Genomic DNA, 16762 nt, shown 5'->3' with positions numbered 1-16762 from the left:
CCGAGCCATTGTCGCACGATCGCCCGCCCAGCGTCAGGTCGCATCGTGGAAAATGATGCCGAGGGTGTGACGGTCTCCCGATCGGATGCGGCTCACCCCGTGGCGCATGTTCGCCCTCACCGCGCCGCGAGCGCCGGGTACCGGGCGCTGGTGAACGGGGAAGATGACGGCGGTGCCGCGTTCGAGCGGTACCACTTCCGCCCAGGACTGCCGTCGCGGCCGCTGGGTGACGAGCAGGAATTCACCACCGGTGAAATCCCTGCCCGGCTGCGAGAGCAGCACCGCCACTTGGAGCGGGAACAGGCAGTCGCCGTAGATGTCCTGGTGCAGACAATTGTAATCGCCAGGACCGTAGCGGAGCACCAGGGCCGTGGGTCGGCATTGACCCGCCTCGTGGCACCGCTTCAGGAATGCCGCGTGGGTCGCCGGGTAGCGGGTGTCGATGCCCAAGGAGGCGTTCCAGCGATTGGCGGTCTCTGCCAACACGGGATACAGTGCATTCCGAAGGGACGCCACCAGCCCGGGTAGGGGATAGGCGAAATACTTGTACTCGCCCTGGCCGTAGCCGTGGCGACTCATGATCACCCGACGGCGGAACCGTGCGTCGTCTTCGTAGATGCCCACCATGTCCGCGCACATCTCTTCGCTCAACAGATTCTCGATGAGCGCATAACCCTGGGTGTCGAGGTCCCGGTTCAGGGACGACGCATCCCATGATGCGATGCGTTCGGCGAGGTGCGCAGGTGGATGGACGGGGTTTTGGGTGCTTGCAGGGATCGTCATGCTTTTGCCTCGCGTTCCAGAAGTGCACTCTTGCGATCGATGCCCCAGCGGTAACCGGAAAGCGAGCCGTCGGTGCGGACGACGCGGTGACAGGGGATGGCGATCGCGATCGCGTTGGCCGCACAAGCCTGTGCGACGGCCCGCGCGGCCTTCGGTGCTCCGATTTTTTCCGCCACCTCGGCGTAGCTGAGGGTCGAGCCCACCGGGATGTGGCTCAAGGCGCGCCAGACCCGTTGCTGAAAGGCCGTGCCGCGTACGTCGAGCGGCAGCTCGAGTCCGATGCGTGGGGTTTCCACAAAGCCTACCACTTTTGCCATCCACTGTTCGAACTCGTTGTCGCCGCCCACCAGCACCGCCTTGGGGAATCGATCCTGGAGATCGCGCACCAGCGCGTTGGGGTCATCGCCCAACAGGATGGCGCAAATCCCTTTGTCGCTGGCGGCGACCAGGATGGCGCCGAGCGAGCATTCGCCCACGCCGAACCGGATCTGCGCACCAGAGCCGCCCTTGCGGAATTCGCTGGGCGTCATGCCGAGCACTTTCGAGGATTGGGCGTAAAACCGTCCACTCGATTGGTAGCCGGCGTCGTAGATGGCTTCCGTGACCGTGGTGCTCTGGGTCAATTCGTCGCGTACCCGGCTGGCGCGGTGGGCCGCGGCATAGGCTTTGGGGGTGACCCCGGTCCGGGCCTTGAAGACTCGATGGAAATAGTAGCGGCTCATGCCGGCCGCCTCGGCCAAGGTCGCCAGGTCGGGTGTTTCTTCTGATTCCTCGATGAGGCGACAGGCTGCCGCGATTGCGGCTGTCTGGCGTTCCAAGAGTGATGCCTCGTTGGGGCGGCAGCGTTTACAGGGACGAAATCCAGCCCGCTCGGCCTCGGCGCAGTTCTCGTGGAACTGGACGTTCTCCCGCTGGGCCAGACGTGCGGGGCACGAGGGCCGGCAATAGACACCGGTGGTGCGCACTGAATAGAGAAACACGCCGTCCGCGGCGGCGTCGCGTTGCACGAGCGCCTCCCAACGCGCCTCGTCCGAGGAAAAAGTGGGGCGGGTGTGTCCGTCGATTTGGGGAACCATGGTTGCGCTCCTTACCTGCGCGATCGCAGTCGTGGGTTTCGTGGACGGAGGCTGAACCGCCGTGCCACAACTCGGATCTTAGCGGTCGCGTCGCAGGGCGACACTTCGTTCCTTGCTTTTAAATTTTTTCGTGGGAACCGCCCCGTTCTGCGGGCACGATGCCGCTCGGGAAAGTGAATTCAAGCGCAAGAACCGGAGTGATTTGGCAGCGGATCGAGGGCATCGTTGGAGGCCAGTGCCGCCCTTGCGGCCGAAACACGGATATTTTTGAGGTGACATGACATGCAGACACTCAAGCATAAGGTGGCAATCGTGACGGGCGCAACCTCGGGCATTGGTTATGCCACGGCGCTTCTGTTCGCCCAGCACGGCGCACGCCTTGTTTTGAACGGCCGACGTCGCGAACCGCTCGCCGCGCTGGTGGCGCACATCGAAGCGGCCGGCGGCGAGGCGCTTGGCGTTCCGGGCGACGTGAAGGACGAAGCCTTGGCCGAATCCCTGGTGGTGACGGCGGTGGATCGGTTCGGCGGGCTCGATATCGCCTTCAACAATGCCGGGATCATCGGGGACATGCAACCCGTGACGAACCTGTCGATGGCGGCGTGGCGAGACATCGTCGATACCAATCTCACCAGTGCCTTTCTTGGAGCCAAGTATCAGATTCCGGCGATGTTGACGCGCGGTGCCGGTTCGCTGGTCTTCACATCGAGTTTCGTGGGATACACGGCGGGGATTCCCGGGATGGCGGCCTACGGCGCAAGCAAAGCGGGCCAGATCGGCCTGGTGAAAACCCTGGCTGCGGCCTACGGGGCTTCGGGCATTCGGGTCAACGCGCTGTTGCCCGGCGGGACCGACACCCCGATGAACCTGGCCAACGCGCCCGATGCGGGACCGGAAGTCCAGTCATTCGTCGAGGGGTTACACGCGGTCAAGCGTATCGCGGCACCGGAGGAAATCGCCCGGGCGGCGCTGTTCCTGGTTTCCGATGCCTCGAGCTTCGTGACCGGTACGGCGTTCCTGGTGGATGGAGGCGTGTCGATCTGCAAGACCTGAGGTAGGGGTTCCGCTGTAACGCAGGGCCGATCCCGATGTCGCTCGGGGTCGGTCCTACCCGAAGTGGGGAGGGGCGCGCCTAATATGGTCCGGTATCCTGGTGAGGCTTTCGTTCTCCATACGATCAAAAAACCCGCTCGCGGTTCATTAGATAAGAAACCGAGTATAAATTGATTAAGTACAGTGATTTACTGACGGCCCCGGAGAGCCGCCCGGGTTGGATTTCCCGGGAAATTATTTTTTTTGACCCCGAACCTCGAATTCTATTGCTTATCAGGTTAACTGGGCCGGTTGAGAGGGCAATGAGCAAGTGGCCGGTACAGGAATCACGTGAGAAACACCCCGTGAGCCCGGTCGCCTGAACGCCCGAGTATCTCGAAGCCTTAACTCCTAAATTGAATGATTCTTGGCGGCACCATCGGAAGGCCGAACGCCGCACAACCTGTCGGGCTGCAATATCCGGTGGCGGCCGAATAGCCGGACCCCCCGGACGTTCCAAGTTCGCCTCCGGAGTGCCGGACCACGGATTGCCGGACCACGGAATGCCGGATCACGGATTGCCGGACCACGCTCGCCCCAACACGTTTCGCCCTGGGCGGGCCTCTCCGACATCATGCACGGGGTTCGGCCATCCGATCGTATCCCCCCGAATCGCACACTTTTGGTAATTGAAAATCGTTTTGCAGATAAATGCACATCGCGTCAAAAAACAAGGAGACCTAAGTGAATATCATTAGATTTATTTGCCTCTGTTTTATTTCAACTTCCGCATTCGCGGGAGGCTGGTATGAAGATTGGGAGATAGTGACTGAGACCATTCCTACCTATTACCCCTATTATTACGGGGAAGCATCATGTCAATATTATGACTACAGTCTTGACCAGTGGGATACATTGTATTTTTACACCAGTCGGCACCCCGTTCAAAGCTTATACGTCCATCGGGATCCTTGGGGAAATGTGCTTCCCACGGGTCACCCGGTTCAAACGCCTGGAGCGTGCCGAATTACTTTGCCATACGTGGATTACGATGTGGAATACACCACCGTAACCACGAGAAGACCGATTCAACCTTATCCCGAAAGCGTCAGTATTGAACGCCTTGGTTGTAACCAAAATAGACAATTGATTGCGGTCAGTGCCAATGTAGCGGCGGGAGCCTCAACGATGAAAGTGTTCGTTGCGGATAACTCTCTTGATTATGCGGAACACCTGATTTATTCCGGCCCGTACTCGGAAACCATTGGCGTGAGTTTTTATCCCATCGCGGATACCCTGAACGTTCGAGTGAAGCTCGATGATGGATCTAGTTATTATACGACCTTGAGAAACGCCAAGTGCTCCGGCGGCGGTGGCGGCGGTGGCGTCCCCATTGAATAATTAGCCCTCGTTACCATGTAGAATCGCGATCGAAAACCAATGGTTTTTGATCGCGATTCAGTCATAGTGATTTATTGTATCTAGAGAGCTGTATTTACCGTTTTGAAAAAAATATTCTGTTTTCTTCCAAGGAACCACTTTCTTGTGGCTCACTGTTGGTTAAAAAAGTTTGTCCACGAATCACACCGATTGACACGAATTAAAAAAACATTCTTGGATTCCGTATTCCCGATTTTTAAAAAAGGGCTGGTGGCGTTTGGAGAATCATTACATGGCATTCCTTTGATTCGTGTGATTCGTGTGATTCGTGTGATTCGTGTGATTCGTGTGATTCGTGGACAAAATTGTCCTGGACCAAGAAACCAATCAATGGTTTCTACTTTGTGCAAGAAGGTTCAGTATTTTCAGACACCCTGTGAAAAAAAACTGAAATCAATGATTCGAGATGGGTTGTACGCGCAGATTTGTTCAGTGGTCCGTTTGGATTGAAAGAAAAGTATCGACAAAGTCGATACCTCCTCCAGTAACTCTGCGATCTCCGTGGTAAAAAAAACCTAAAACGGAATTCCCTGCTCGATCGATAGGGTTCCTCCGCCAGCGGCGCAGGCGGCAACCCAGGTTGCCTGTGGTTCCGGTGCGCCGCCATCAAAAAAGGGAACAGCCACTTGGTGGCCATTCCCCGGGTTTCACGGTTAATGTCGTCGGGCGGTGCGCCCTCGTTCAGGGTGCGGAGCCCAGGTCCCATACCTCGAAGTGATCGACGACCACCGGAAAGACCATGGCCTCGTCAAAGAAATGGAAGAACTGGAGCGAGATGGTGGCCGAGGTCGTGGTGATCTTGCCCACCACGCCGATGTCGATCCACCGGTCGAACGAGGGTTTGACCTGTTTGATGTATGCGTCCGAAGACCCGAAGAGTCGCACTTGGACGTAATAGTCGTCGGTGTCGAAGGGCAGGTCTTCGGCCTTGATGCGGGCGGTCACGGCGTACCAGTTGTTTGCGGTGGCGGTGAAACCCTGGGTCAGGGCTTCGTTTTCGGGCTGATCCCAGCGAATGACCCCCGAATCGACTTCCGGTGAGTTTTGCGCGGTGACATTCCAATTGGTCAACCCCGATGAGAAGTCCGAGTTGCTGTTGATCGGGGTGGACACGCCATCGGTTTGGTTCAGGACCGCCTTGGCTTGGAACCGCACCGAATCGCGGTTGTTGGTATCGTCACGCTCGCCTTCCAAATTGGTTTCCAAGGTCGCGTCTTCGATGGGCGGCTCCAGAAAGGGACGCAACCCGAGAATGTTGTTTTCGCTGTAGTTGTCGATTCGGGGCCAGGTCCGAAAGTCCAACCGATGCTTCAGGTGGATGTCGGAGGCGTTGTCGTCCACGAAAACCGCCCGATCGCCTTCGAAATTGGCCATGGTGGTGAGGAGGGTGTCCGCATCCGAGGCGGTCGGCAACGAGGGCCCGTAGATGTCTCGTTCTGCGTGGTAGAGCTTGCCGGAGGCTTCGTAGTAGTCGAATGCCGTTTCGAGGATTTCCGCGCGGGTGCGTTCCGGCGTGAGCTCGGTGGTGTTGGTGACGACCGCATTGATCGCGGTGCGCGCCGCGTCGAAGTCCAACGCCAGGTCGGTGGCTTCCAGGTAGTAGGGCAGGAAGTAGCGCAGGAAGGTCGTCGGTGGTTGGAACCAGACGGTGAGCGGCACGTAGTCGGCCCACACGGTTTCCCAGATCGCGAAGTAATCGGCCAGGTTCGTGGCGGCATCTCCGGATCCGACGGCGTCTTCGTACCAGGCGGTTTTGGCGATTGCCAGGTCCAAATCAACATCCCACATCAGGCGCATGGTCAGATAGGGGTTGGGGCCTTCGCCGAAGTTGGGAAAGAGCTCCGTGAACAGGTAGTCGACACCGGCAGCGCGCAATGTCTTGAGCTGCGATTGATAGTATGCCAGATCGATTCTGGGGATGAGATAGGGGGCGCCGTAGCGGTAGTCGTACCAGCCCAGTTCCGGCGCGCGCGCCGCCCAGGCGTCCAACAGGCTCTGGCGTCCCACGAAGGGGATCGGCATCGACAGGTCGTGGGTGACCGAGGTCATGACGTAGGGGTGCAGGTAGAAGTCGCTGGGTGGCTCCACCGTCTGGTTGTAGGCGTAGGTCCCGAATTGACGCGGCTCGAAAAACGGATCGGGGGCGCCGCTCCCATAGAGGTCGGACACCTGGCTGGAGGTGAGCGGCCGGTTGAAGATGAGCACCTCGTCCATCAACCCGTTGAAGACGAAATCGGTGTCGTCGGGATCGGCGGAGAGGGCGCCCAGGTGCATGGGCAGGAGTGCGACGATTTTGTCGAGGTTCGCGTCGAGATTCCCGGATTTCATGAAGCTGCCGTTCAGGTACAGGCTCGCGGTATCCGTGGACCCCGTCCGGTCGACGACCAAGACGGCGTGGTTCCATTCGCCGGTGGTGATCTCGTCGGTGTCGGTGCCGGCGTTTCCGTCGTCGGTGTTCAGGTCGAAAATGTAGGTGGGTGTCCCCGAACTGTGCTGACCGACGATGCGCGTCGCCAAGTAACCGTTGGCGTTGATGTTCAGGTTGAATCCCTGGCCACCCGAGTTGCCGCTTTTGTTGTCGATGAGGAATTGGAGTCCGGTACCGTCGGGTTTGAACCACAGGCTGACCGAGAAGCTGAGTTTCTGGATGTCGATCGTGGTCGAGCTGGGCAGCACCAGCCAGCCGTCGTCGAACTTCATGGCGCCGCCGACGATGCCGTCGGGGACCCATTCGATCGTACCCGACATATTGGGGTATTCCGTGACCGCCAGGTGGTGATCGTTGGAGGAACAGTCCACGCTGTAAGGGCCCTGGTCGGAAAAACCGGCGAAGTCCATGGGCCAATAGGCGGGCATCGAGGCGTCCCGAAGGGGGACGAGCGAATCGTAGAGGTCCTCGACCTCGGTGCTGGTCAGGGGTTCGTCCCAGAAGATGAAACCGTCCATGAGGCCGTCGAAGTAATCACCGTTCACATTCGAGTGGGCGCCGATCGTAAACGGGTCGGTGGGGGTCATGGTATCGAAATTGGTATCGAGGGTCTCCGTATCCACGGAGTCTATCGTATCTCCTTCCCCTTTCAGGTACAGTTTCGCGGTGCTGGTGCCTCGATCGACGGTGAGGGTGGCCAGGTACCATTCGCCCGTTTGCATGCCTTGGGTGGTTTCCAGCTCGGTGGTTACCTCCTCCGAAAGCGTCTTGTGATCGGCTACCAGCGTCGCGGCGAGTTTTCCGGAAGCGGTGATGCGCAGGTTGTAACCGGTGGCGCTGGTGGTGGCTCCCTCCTTGTTGTCCAGCAGGTACTGTAGTGCACTGACCGAATCGGTTTTGATCCAGCAGCTTACGGAGAAGCCGGTCGTTTCGTGGAAGATGGGTGCGTTGGTGGAATCGGGCAGAACCAGGGCCGTGGTGCTGCCGTCGAATTGACCCACCTTGCCGGGCATCGCGTCTTCGTCGACGAGGGTGAGGGTGCCCTGCTCGTCGAGATTGTGGAGCAAGCCGGAAGCGTCGGGCAGGGTGTCCTCGTCGGCGTCTACGAAGGTTTCGAAGGTGTAGTGTGCGTCGATGCGCGTATCGCGCGGCCGATTGATGCGGTCAGCCACCTGGTTGACCCAGTTGAAGTAGAGGTCGGCGTAATTGGCCAGTCCATGGTAGGTGTGTCGCGGTTCGTCCTGGGCCAGGTATTCGGGTTGGTCGTAACGGGCCGAGTCGTTTGCGCCGAGGGAGAATTCGTTCTGTGTGGGGTTGGTGTCGAAGTGGGAGCGCACTTGCCGCACCCCGTACAGCAGGGTTTTCGGCTCGGTGAATACCGGATTCCACTTGGCGTCGGTGTCGCTGACCGGGATGTAGCGCGTGGTGCCTTCGGGGTTGACGCGAGGGTAGATTTCCGGATCCGAAGTGCTGTACACCGTCTTCGGAAATAGCGTGTAAAGGTTGTGGGCGAACAGTTTTGATTTGTTGAACGGACCCAGGCGCATGCGAATCATCCAATCGTTCATATCGGTACTGGCCGTGCCATAGGATTGACGCCGCACGCCGAAATCGGGGATTTCGTGAATGACATCCAGGGTGTCCCACGTGATGTCCGTCAGGCTGGGAATGACGGTGCCGTCATCCCCTGGCATCAACAGGCGCAGGCCCAACCAATCGGGGTGCTCCAGCAGGTGGACCACCCCGTTCTTGGTGCCGGCGGTCGTGGGACCGACCACCACCAGCCGGTACTCGGTCGCCATTTTGGTGACGACGGTAAACATCTCGATGTGGAATCCGTCGGTCTTCAGGTCACCCAGGTCGATGGTGCCGTCGTCCACCAGGGAATCGACGTAAGTGGTCACCCCGATGTGGATCTGCTGGTTGCTGGACCCCGTGTTGTGGGGAATGGTGGCGCCGGTGCTGGTCTCGATGGTGTCGATGAAGAAGGTGATCGCGTTGGTGAGTTGGGTGTCCCCGCCATTGTTGGATGAGATGATGGAGGTATCGGAACCGTTGTCGACAAAGTGGATTTCGGTGTAGGCGAAGGCGTTCGTCGCCGCGAGCGAGAGTGTCGCCAGAAAGGTGAAAAACGGACGGACCATGCTTTTCCTCCTTCGTTCAAGGAAAAAGTGAGAAGGGTTGAGGTTGTTTCGCGTTTTGGATCGAGGTCCTATAGGCGTTCGCAAAAAACCGAGAAGAAATATCCAAAGCAAAATTGGTCGGGGATCGGCCGAGTGACCGCGTGTCGGCCGATTGTCGTGAACGCCTCGATCGGGCAGCCGGGACATGGTGTTCCTGGGAAGGGGCGCCTATCGTGAGAGCACACCCGCATTATGGTCGCCGCACATTCGGAAAACATTGAGTGAGTGACGAAAAAGCGTTTGGGGAATCTTTGCAAGGCGTACTAGGCCAGGTGTCTCCTGCCATGGGGGAGGGGTCGTATTTTTACCACAGAGTCGCCGCCCAGGCCGGGGGCCCGGGTTTCAGGTGGGTAACTAATCGAAGCGAATCGTTTGGGAGTTCCCGCATTTGTGAGAGGGGCGTCGTTGCAGTAAGTTGGCCCGCCGGGCCGACATTTTTCGACGAACTCCCCGCACATCCGCCTTTTTAGGTTTTTATCTTTATCTTCGAGCTTTACAGAGTTTGTTACATAAGAGGACACAAAGAACGCGGAGACATTAGGTTTTTCGACATCTCCATGCATCGTTGGATTGAATGCGGAGATATGTTCTATAGTTTTGAGGGGGTAAGTTTGCACATTCCATCGCATAGAATGAGTTGATAGAAACGTAGCTCTGTGAGGTTATAATTTATATATATTTGAGGTGGTATTTTAATTGTGGATATGTGTTTGAAAATGAATATAAATAGTATCCGGTCGGTATGTAGAGAGTTTTTTTCCATTGACGCCAGTAGAAATTTTTTAAAAACATCACAAACTATTACTGGAGTTAAATTGTAGACGATACCAGCCAGGCTGGCTCTTGTACCCCACACCATTCCATGAATCCAAGATTGGAATCTCATTAAAAACGGCAACCCTTATTGACCATAGAAATGAAATGATAAAAATCAGGCCTCTTTCTCTATGAACTCCGTGCCCTCTGCGGTAAAAAAATCCCAGGTGGGAAATCCCCGGTGGGGACATCCACCCTTCGTATACCGCGAATTTCGGGAGGCCGGTTGGATAAGGGCGATCGGAGAAGACATCCGAACGGGGCAACCGGGTCGGGGTGCCCTCGCTCGGATGCGACTTCGTCCGGTTAATCCGAGAATGCCGGATTGGTGTAGAGATAGGCCGGTTCGGCGCCGACGTAGGTTCCGCGCAGGAACACGGCGTGGAAGGGCTGGTCGCTTTGAACGCGGACCGCCACCCCGCCTTGACTCGAAAAGGTGCTGTTGAATACCGCGAGTTTTTTGGCGAACGGCGCCAAGTCGCTTTCCAACGTCAGGGTGTCCAGTTCCTGGCCATCTCCAGCCAACAGCGTGGCGGTCACGGTTGCCGGTGCCGCGCCCACATTGACCAGGGCCATGCCGTCGAACACGAGATCTCCCTCTCCGAGATAGATCTGAACCGAGTTCTCTTCGGCGGTCGACTCGTGGACGTAGGCGGTGGCCGCCTGATCGGCGATCGCACGATACCCTACCGAGACCGTGATCGACGCACCTCCGACCGTCGACATGTGACTGAACTCGTCGCCATCGAACACCTCGTCCTGGCCCAGGCGCAGGGTGGCACCGGCTGCCAGGGTTTCGCTTCGGTTCCCCACGATACTGCCATCGGTTCGGTACCCGACCATTTGAATGGTTTGGCTCTCCGAACCGCGGTTGATCAGCAGCACCTCGGTTTCGAACCCGCCTCCCGGTGCGGTGATGTGGGGCAACCAACGAAAGTCCGCTTGGGTGATGTCTCGATCGGTGAACGGTTGGTTCGCGAACAGGAAGTTGGGGCTTTGTCCGGGATAGGACCCCTTGAGAAAGATGGCGCTGATGTTTTGGGTGGCACTGAACTTCACCAATCCTTGGGGGACTCGGTCGAAGAGAGAGTCGAAGGTCGCCAGAAACTTTTCGCCGGGCGCCAGGTTCCCGGCGACCTCCGTTTCCTGGACGAGCTGCCCGGTGGCATCGTAAACGGTCAGGGTGATGTCGGTATCATTGCTGCCCACATTCACGATGGCGGCCCCATCGAAGACCAAATCCCAATTGCCGGGGTACACCCACAACGTGCGGCCCTGATTGGGCTGCTCGGCCAGGTGGGCGCTGGCGGCCTGATCCACGGATGCGCGGTAGGCGATGGACACGCGGACCTGTTCGGAGCCGGTGATCGCCAGGTTGGTCGGCGGCTCCTCGGGAAAGGCGTCACCCAAAGGAACCGTGCGGATCTCCTTGGCGGCCAGGGTGAATGGCTGGCTGCCCAGGGTCCGGCCATTGTCGAAACCCACGATCTCCACCTCTTCCGTTGCATCCCCTTGGTTGTTCAAGATCAGCGAGCTTTCGAAGCCTTGACCGGGTCGCGTGACATGCGGCACGTATCGGTTGGCCATGACGGCGGAGCCACCGTCCCCCGTGACCAGCACATAGGCGTTTTTCGCCTCGGTCCGCACACCCGAGGCAATGGCCGTGACCTCGGAATACACGTACACCGGATAGCGGTACGCTTCCGAAAAGTAGCTGTAGCTCACCACTTCCGTCTCGACGGTGACCGAAACCCCCGAGACTTCGACCGTGTCGGTGTGGGCCTGCGTGGTTTTGACGCGCAACACGTTCGAAAACGTTTCCTCGCCCACCGTCAGCGTGCCATAGGCGTCGGAAACGCTTTCGATCGTCCCCTCGCGGCGGGTGCTGATGCCGCTGAAATCGAAGGTGGAGGTATAGGTGCTCTGGCTGGTGCTCTGGTAGGAAAGGGGAAAATCGAGCAGCAGGGCCCCGTTGTCGTTCACCGAAACCAGTTCCTGGCCGTCCTGAAGGGCGGAGACTCCCCAGTAATCGATGCCGGAAGCGGTCATGTCGTAGTAGGTGTACCCCGTTACGTCCGCCTCGGTGGTGACGAAGGCGGCGTTCGCGCCGGGAAAGGAGGCACCTCTGGGCGTGTCGCCCACTTCGAGGATATCGATGACGCGATCATTGGACTCGAGGTGTGTGACGGGCACGGTCCAAGATTGATTGGCGCCCGAAGGGCCGGGCGAAAGAGGGTCGGCATCGATGTTCTTTAAATAAAACCTGTCTCCAATACGCCAGAAATGGTCTCGATTCAGGGTAGGTTGACCTAGAACAGGCAGTAAACAAAGTAAGAAACACGGAAGAAAAATACGCATTCTTATTCCTTGAATCAGCTACCAGGGGTAGCTTTTTAGAATTTTAGATGTAAGAGGGGGGATAGAGTGGGTCAAACTCGGGTATTTTACAACTTGTACCAAAAAAATATCAACGACGTGTAAAAAAACAGGGTGATCGAAGTCTCCGGGGGCGCACGAGGCCGGCTCCCATGACGAGCGCGAAAAGGCCGCACGGCAAAGCCGTCACGATGCGCGAGACGCGGCCTGTCCAGGATGCGACAGGCCCCGCACAACCCAAATGAGTGCTCACCGCCCAGATGAGGACGCCCAGATGAGGACACCCACGAAATAGCGGGAGGTGGGTCCCTAGCGCCCAGATGAAGCGCCCAGATGAGGACACCCACGATGAGTGCTCACCGCCCAGATGAGGACACCCACGAAACCGGCGCCCAGATGAGGACACCCACGAAACCGTGGCGCCCAGATTAGGACACCCACGATGAGTGCTCCGCCCAGATGAGGACACCCACGAAATAGCGGGAGGTGGGTCCCTAGCGCCCAGATGAGGACACCCACGATGAGTGCTCACCGCCCAGATGAGGACACCCACGAAACCGTTGGAGGTGCGTCGCGATCCAGGATCAAGAGCGGACCAGATGAGGACACCCACGAAATAGCGGGAGGTGGGTCCCTAGCGCCCAGATGAAGACACCCACGAAACCGTTGGAGGTGCGTCGCGATCCCCAGGATGAGAACACCCACGAAACCGTTGGCGTGAGGACACCCAGATGAGGACACCCACGATGAGTGCTCACCGCCCAGATGAGGACACCCACGAAACCGTTGGAGCAGCGTCGCGATCCAGGATCAAGAGCGGACCAGATGAGGACACCCTCAAAATAGCGGGAGGTGGGTCCCTAGCGCCCAGATGAGGACACCCACGAAATAGCGGGAGCTGCTTCCCGATCCCCAGGATGAGGACACCCACGAAACCGTTGGAGCAGCGTCGCGATCCAGGATCAAGAAGCCCAGATGGTTAACCGGGAGCCCAGATGTGGACACCCACGAAAACCGTGGGAGCAGCGTCGCGATCCAGGATGAGGACACCCACCAAAGCGGAGATGTGGAAACCCAGCCCAGATGGGGACACCCACGAAAGCCCAGGATCCAGATGGGGAAGCCCAGTGCTCACCGCCCAGATGACAACACCCACGAAACCGTGGGAGCTGTGTCGCGATCCAGGATCAAGAAGCCCAGATGGGGACACCCACGAAAGCCCAGGATCCAGATGGGGAAGCCCAGTGCTCACCGCCCAGATGAGGACTCCCAGGAAATAGCGGAGGGGCGTCCCGATTCTGGATGAGGACACCCACGAAAACGTGGGAGCTGCGTCGCGGCCCAGGATGAGGAGGATCCAGATGAGGACACCCACGAAACCGTTGGAGCAGCGTCGCGATCCAGGATGAGGACACCCACCAAGCCGGCGTGGGCGGATGGGGAAGGCGGATGAAGACACCCACCAAACCGGAGGGGCGGATGGGGACGCCCACCAAAAAAAGGAGACCCATCGCAACGCATGCCTTTGGCAGTGCGGGGGCGCGATGGGTCTCTTGGAGGTGGAGCCGATCGCCGGACGGTGCATGAACCGCCGATCGTTTCGCGGAGAGCTGCGATTGGATCGGCGGCGGTCGACCGCGCCTTGCGGGCGCGATCACCCCTCACCGGCGGCGATCAAGGACACGTTCAGCGAATCGCTTCGCTGGGTAACTCGTCGACCTTGGCCCAGATGGCCCAGCCGCCGAAGCGCTCGGAGATCATGGCCAGGATCTCGTTGTCGCCAGGCTTCAAATCGAGGTACACGGCGTCGTTCAGGCCCACGATGCCCAAAAAGGTCTCGTCGCGGGCCTGGAACTCGCTGTCGCCGTGAAACACCTTTTGCCCGTTGACGAACAGATCGAGTCGATCGCTGTAGCCGAGATTCAAACGGACGCGTTTGGCACGGTCGGCGGTGACCACCGCGCGCGCCATCACGGTGTTCCAACGCTGGGTTTTGGCCAAATATCTGGAAATGTTCAAAAAGCCAGGCGCTTCTCCGGTGACTTTCTGCCACTCGGAGGTCTTCAGGTTGGCGGGGTAGGTCTCGGTATCGAGTGATTCGGTGGCGAGAATCGGGGACAGTTGCCAGTTGAGAATCGTGCCGGATGCGATTTCCGGGGTCGCCACCGGCTCGGTTTTGCCAGGTTTGGCGGGGGTGAACCGAAAGTTGGAAAACCAGGCCTGGTTCTTGGGGAAGGCGTTCAAGCCCATGCCGCCCCCCTGGCTACCCCGCTTCAACGGCATTTCGAGAACCCGTTCCCCGTTGATCGAAAAGATCGCCTTCGGCCCGCGGATCTCGATTTCCATGCGGTTCCATTTATTGGCCGGGATTACCGCCTTGGCCGTGTAGCCGGGCCCGCAGAACAACTGCCAGCCGACCATGCCGTTGAACGCCGGCGCGTACTGTACCGCGTCGGGCAGGTTGGACTTGTGCGGACGCACGTATAGGGTCTCGTAGTCGCGGTCCCCTTCCCGATGAAAGATGATGCCAGGATAGGCGCGCTCACCGGTGGCTGCCAGATCCACCTGAATGACACCGTCGCGCAGTTCGCCTTTCTCGAGAATCGCCCTGCCGGTCACGGCCTTCCGGCCGAGAAATTCGCCCAACTCCGCATTTTCCAAATTCCAATGTTCGGCATCCAACGGGATCCCGCCCGCCAGCGCCGGCACGATGCCAACCAAAAGCATCATCACGAACCCAAATTTCGACCCATTCATTAAAAAGTCCTCCCATTCCGAACCCAAGCCGGTTCGGCACCCCGCATCGGCGGAACATGCTTTTCGGTACTCCCAACGGGGCCAGACAGCTCGGTGGGAATCCACGAACGCGATGTCCGTCGAGAAGGGGATGCGCATCATCGCTCAGGAAATTCGGTACTTCAGTGTTAAGATTCGAAGTATCGAGAAACGTTGTGTTCCGTTTCGTAAAAGCATACGTAAGCCTTTGGAAACAAAGTCGTTCAAATGCCAATCACTTACGTGTCAAATCCCGTTCAAGCGGTGCGTTCATGCCGATACCCCTAAGCCAGTTGCTGGATTCCTGTAAAACCGCCATCGAGGAAAAGCTCGGTTGGGGCGAGGTTCGCAGTTGGAAACAACGCGATTACGAATGCTTGAGCAAACTCATTCAGGAACAGACCGGCATTTCCCTCAGCCTTTCGACCCTGCGACGCATCTGGAAACCGAATTACGCAGCGACCCCGCATCCCAGCACGCTGGAGGCCTTGGCCCGATTCGCAGGCTACGAGAGCTGGCACGAGTTGCAGCGTGAAGCCAACACACGGGAAGAGGAACCGCGGGAGGCGTTCGACGAACGGGTCGTACCGGCACCGGAAATTTCCGTCGTCGCCGCGTCCGCCGCCACGGCACAAACCGATATGCTTCGCGACCCTCCACGAGGTCCGGTCGGTGCCGATCACGATCACGATCACGATCTCCCCGGTGTGGCGTGCGAGGCGGACCCCTCTCCGCAAACGACACCGGATCCCCTCGTCCGTCAGCCACCTCCGGCCGTAGGCATGCGGCGGGTGATTCTGGCGCTGGCCACCACCATGCTGTTCGTGCTGGTCTATCTCGCGTTCAACCAGAGCACCGTCACGTCGACCAGCGAAGTCGCGTTGCCGGATGTCCCGTTTTCCCATCGTAAAACCGTCAGTCAGGGACTGCCAAATACCGTCATTTTCGATTTCGACATCAGCGCGCTCGGGGATCGCGAAGTATTTATACAACAGTCCTGGAACCCGGCCGAACGGGTACGGCTCTCGCCGTCGCACCGCCACCATTCCGCCGTGTATTACTATCCGGGCTTCCATCGCGCACGCTTGCTGGTGAACGAACAAATCGTGGCCGATCGACGCGTCCACGTCACCACCGACGGCTGGCTCCCGTTGGCGCGCTACGAGCTCCGAGATCCGACGCCCTTCTACCTGCCCGCCGAACGAGCGGTTCACGACGGCATGCTGCATGTCTCGCCGGAAGTGCTGGCCGACGCGCGCCTCGATCTATCGACCAACCGGTACTGGGTGAGCTATTACAATGTGCGCGACTTCGGCCAGGCAACCGGCAGCGATTTTCGGTTCGAGGCACGGCTACGCAATCGGCTGGAAGAAGGCGGGTTGACCTGCCAAAAGAGCGAAGTGTTCGTGATCTGCGAAAACGGATTTTTCCTGGTGCCGCTGGCCTATCCCGGCTGTGTCAGCGAAATCACCCTGCGCATGCCGGAAGTGCGGATGGCGGGTAGGGACCACGATCTTTCGGCCTTCGGCTGTGATCTCTCCGATTGGCGCAAGCTCGGCATCGTCGCAGACGGGGGAGAGACGACGATTCTCGTGGATGATCGACCCATTTTTTCACACCGGACGGCGGAGCGCCCAGGCCTCATCAAGGGCTTGCAGTTTCGGTTTTTCGGATGTGGGGCGGTAGATTGGGTCCGGTTGCAAGACGGGATCGGCCGCACCGTGTTCGAAGACGACTTCCCGTGAAGGGACCGGCGCGGTATCGAGCGTCACCAATCCCTGAACCCCGGAAGGCATGAAAACCGCCGGAAATCGATCCAGAGGAGCCGGCAAGGAAGGCGAACCCCACGGTTG

9 protein-coding genes are annotated in these 16762 nt (G+C 58.8%); 4 read left to right on the top strand and 5 right to left on the bottom strand.

Annotated elements, in window-relative coordinates; genetic code table 11:
• Positions 1-33 precede the first annotated feature (33 nt).
• Positions 34-777 (bottom strand): 2OG-Fe(II) oxygenase, encoded by a 744-nt coding sequence (locus tag J3U87_RS31410; protein WP_420038337.1) that lies wholly within the window; start codon positions 775-777, stop codon positions 34-36.
• Positions 778-779: 2 nt separating this feature from the next.
• Complete coding sequence (gene ada, locus J3U87_RS31405; RefSeq protein WP_237379758.1) at positions 780-1859, bottom strand: bifunctional DNA-binding transcriptional regulator/O6-methylguanine-DNA methyltransferase Ada; 1080 nt, start codon at positions 1857-1859, stop codon at positions 780-782.
• A 282-nt stretch (positions 1860-2141) separates the two neighbouring features.
• Between ada and J3U87_RS31400 the strand changes: the two genes are divergently transcribed.
• From J3U87_RS31400 to J3U87_RS31390, 3 genes are all read left to right on the top strand, one after another.
• On the top strand, positions 2142-2912 hold the full coding sequence (locus J3U87_RS31400; protein ID WP_272932436.1) for an SDR family oxidoreductase: 771 nt from the start codon (positions 2142-2144) through the stop codon (positions 2910-2912).
• A gap of 723 nt (positions 2913-3635) precedes the next feature.
• Complete coding sequence (locus J3U87_RS31395) at positions 3636-4292, top strand: hypothetical protein (RefSeq protein WP_237379756.1); 657 nt, start codon at positions 3636-3638, stop codon at positions 4290-4292.
• A 189-nt stretch (positions 4293-4481) separates the two neighbouring features.
• Positions 4482-4781, top strand: a complete 300-nt coding sequence (locus J3U87_RS31390; RefSeq protein WP_237379755.1) for a hypothetical protein — start codon at positions 4482-4484, stop codon at positions 4779-4781.
• A 231-nt stretch (positions 4782-5012) separates the two neighbouring features.
• On the opposite strand, the gene J3U87_RS31385 is transcribed toward J3U87_RS31390, so the two are convergent.
• The 3 genes from J3U87_RS31385 to J3U87_RS31375 all read right to left on the bottom strand — a co-directional run bounded on the left by J3U87_RS31385 (position 5013) and on the right by J3U87_RS31375 (position 14891).
• A complete protein-coding gene (locus J3U87_RS31385; protein ID WP_237379754.1) occupies positions 5013-8903 on the bottom strand; it encodes a DUF4838 domain-containing protein in 3891 nt (1296 codons plus the stop codon).
• 1161 nt (positions 8904-10064) lie between these two features.
• Positions 10065-11951 carry a hypothetical protein gene (locus J3U87_RS31380; protein ID WP_237379753.1) on the bottom strand — a complete coding sequence of 629 codons (1887 nt, stop codon included), beginning with the start codon at positions 11949-11951 and terminating at the stop codon, positions 10065-10067.
• A gap of 1869 nt (positions 11952-13820) precedes the next feature.
• Positions 13821-14891 (bottom strand): DUF1080 domain-containing protein, encoded by a 1071-nt coding sequence (locus J3U87_RS31375; RefSeq protein ID WP_237379752.1) that lies wholly within the window; start codon positions 14889-14891, stop codon positions 13821-13823.
• 290 nt (positions 14892-15181) lie between these two features.
• Here J3U87_RS31375 and J3U87_RS31370 point away from each other — a divergent pair, with 290 nt between their 5' ends.
• Positions 15182-16654 (top strand): hypothetical protein, encoded by a 1473-nt coding sequence (locus tag J3U87_RS31370; RefSeq protein ID WP_237379751.1) that lies wholly within the window; start codon positions 15182-15184, stop codon positions 16652-16654.
• Positions 16655-16762 lie beyond the last annotated feature (108 nt).

The organism is Sulfidibacter corallicola (assembly GCF_017498545.1).
Taxonomy (GTDB): Bacteria; Acidobacteriota; Holophagae; order Acanthopleuribacterales; family Acanthopleuribacteraceae; genus Sulfidibacter; species Sulfidibacter corallicola.
This window is presented reverse-complemented; position numbering and strand designations above follow the sequence as displayed.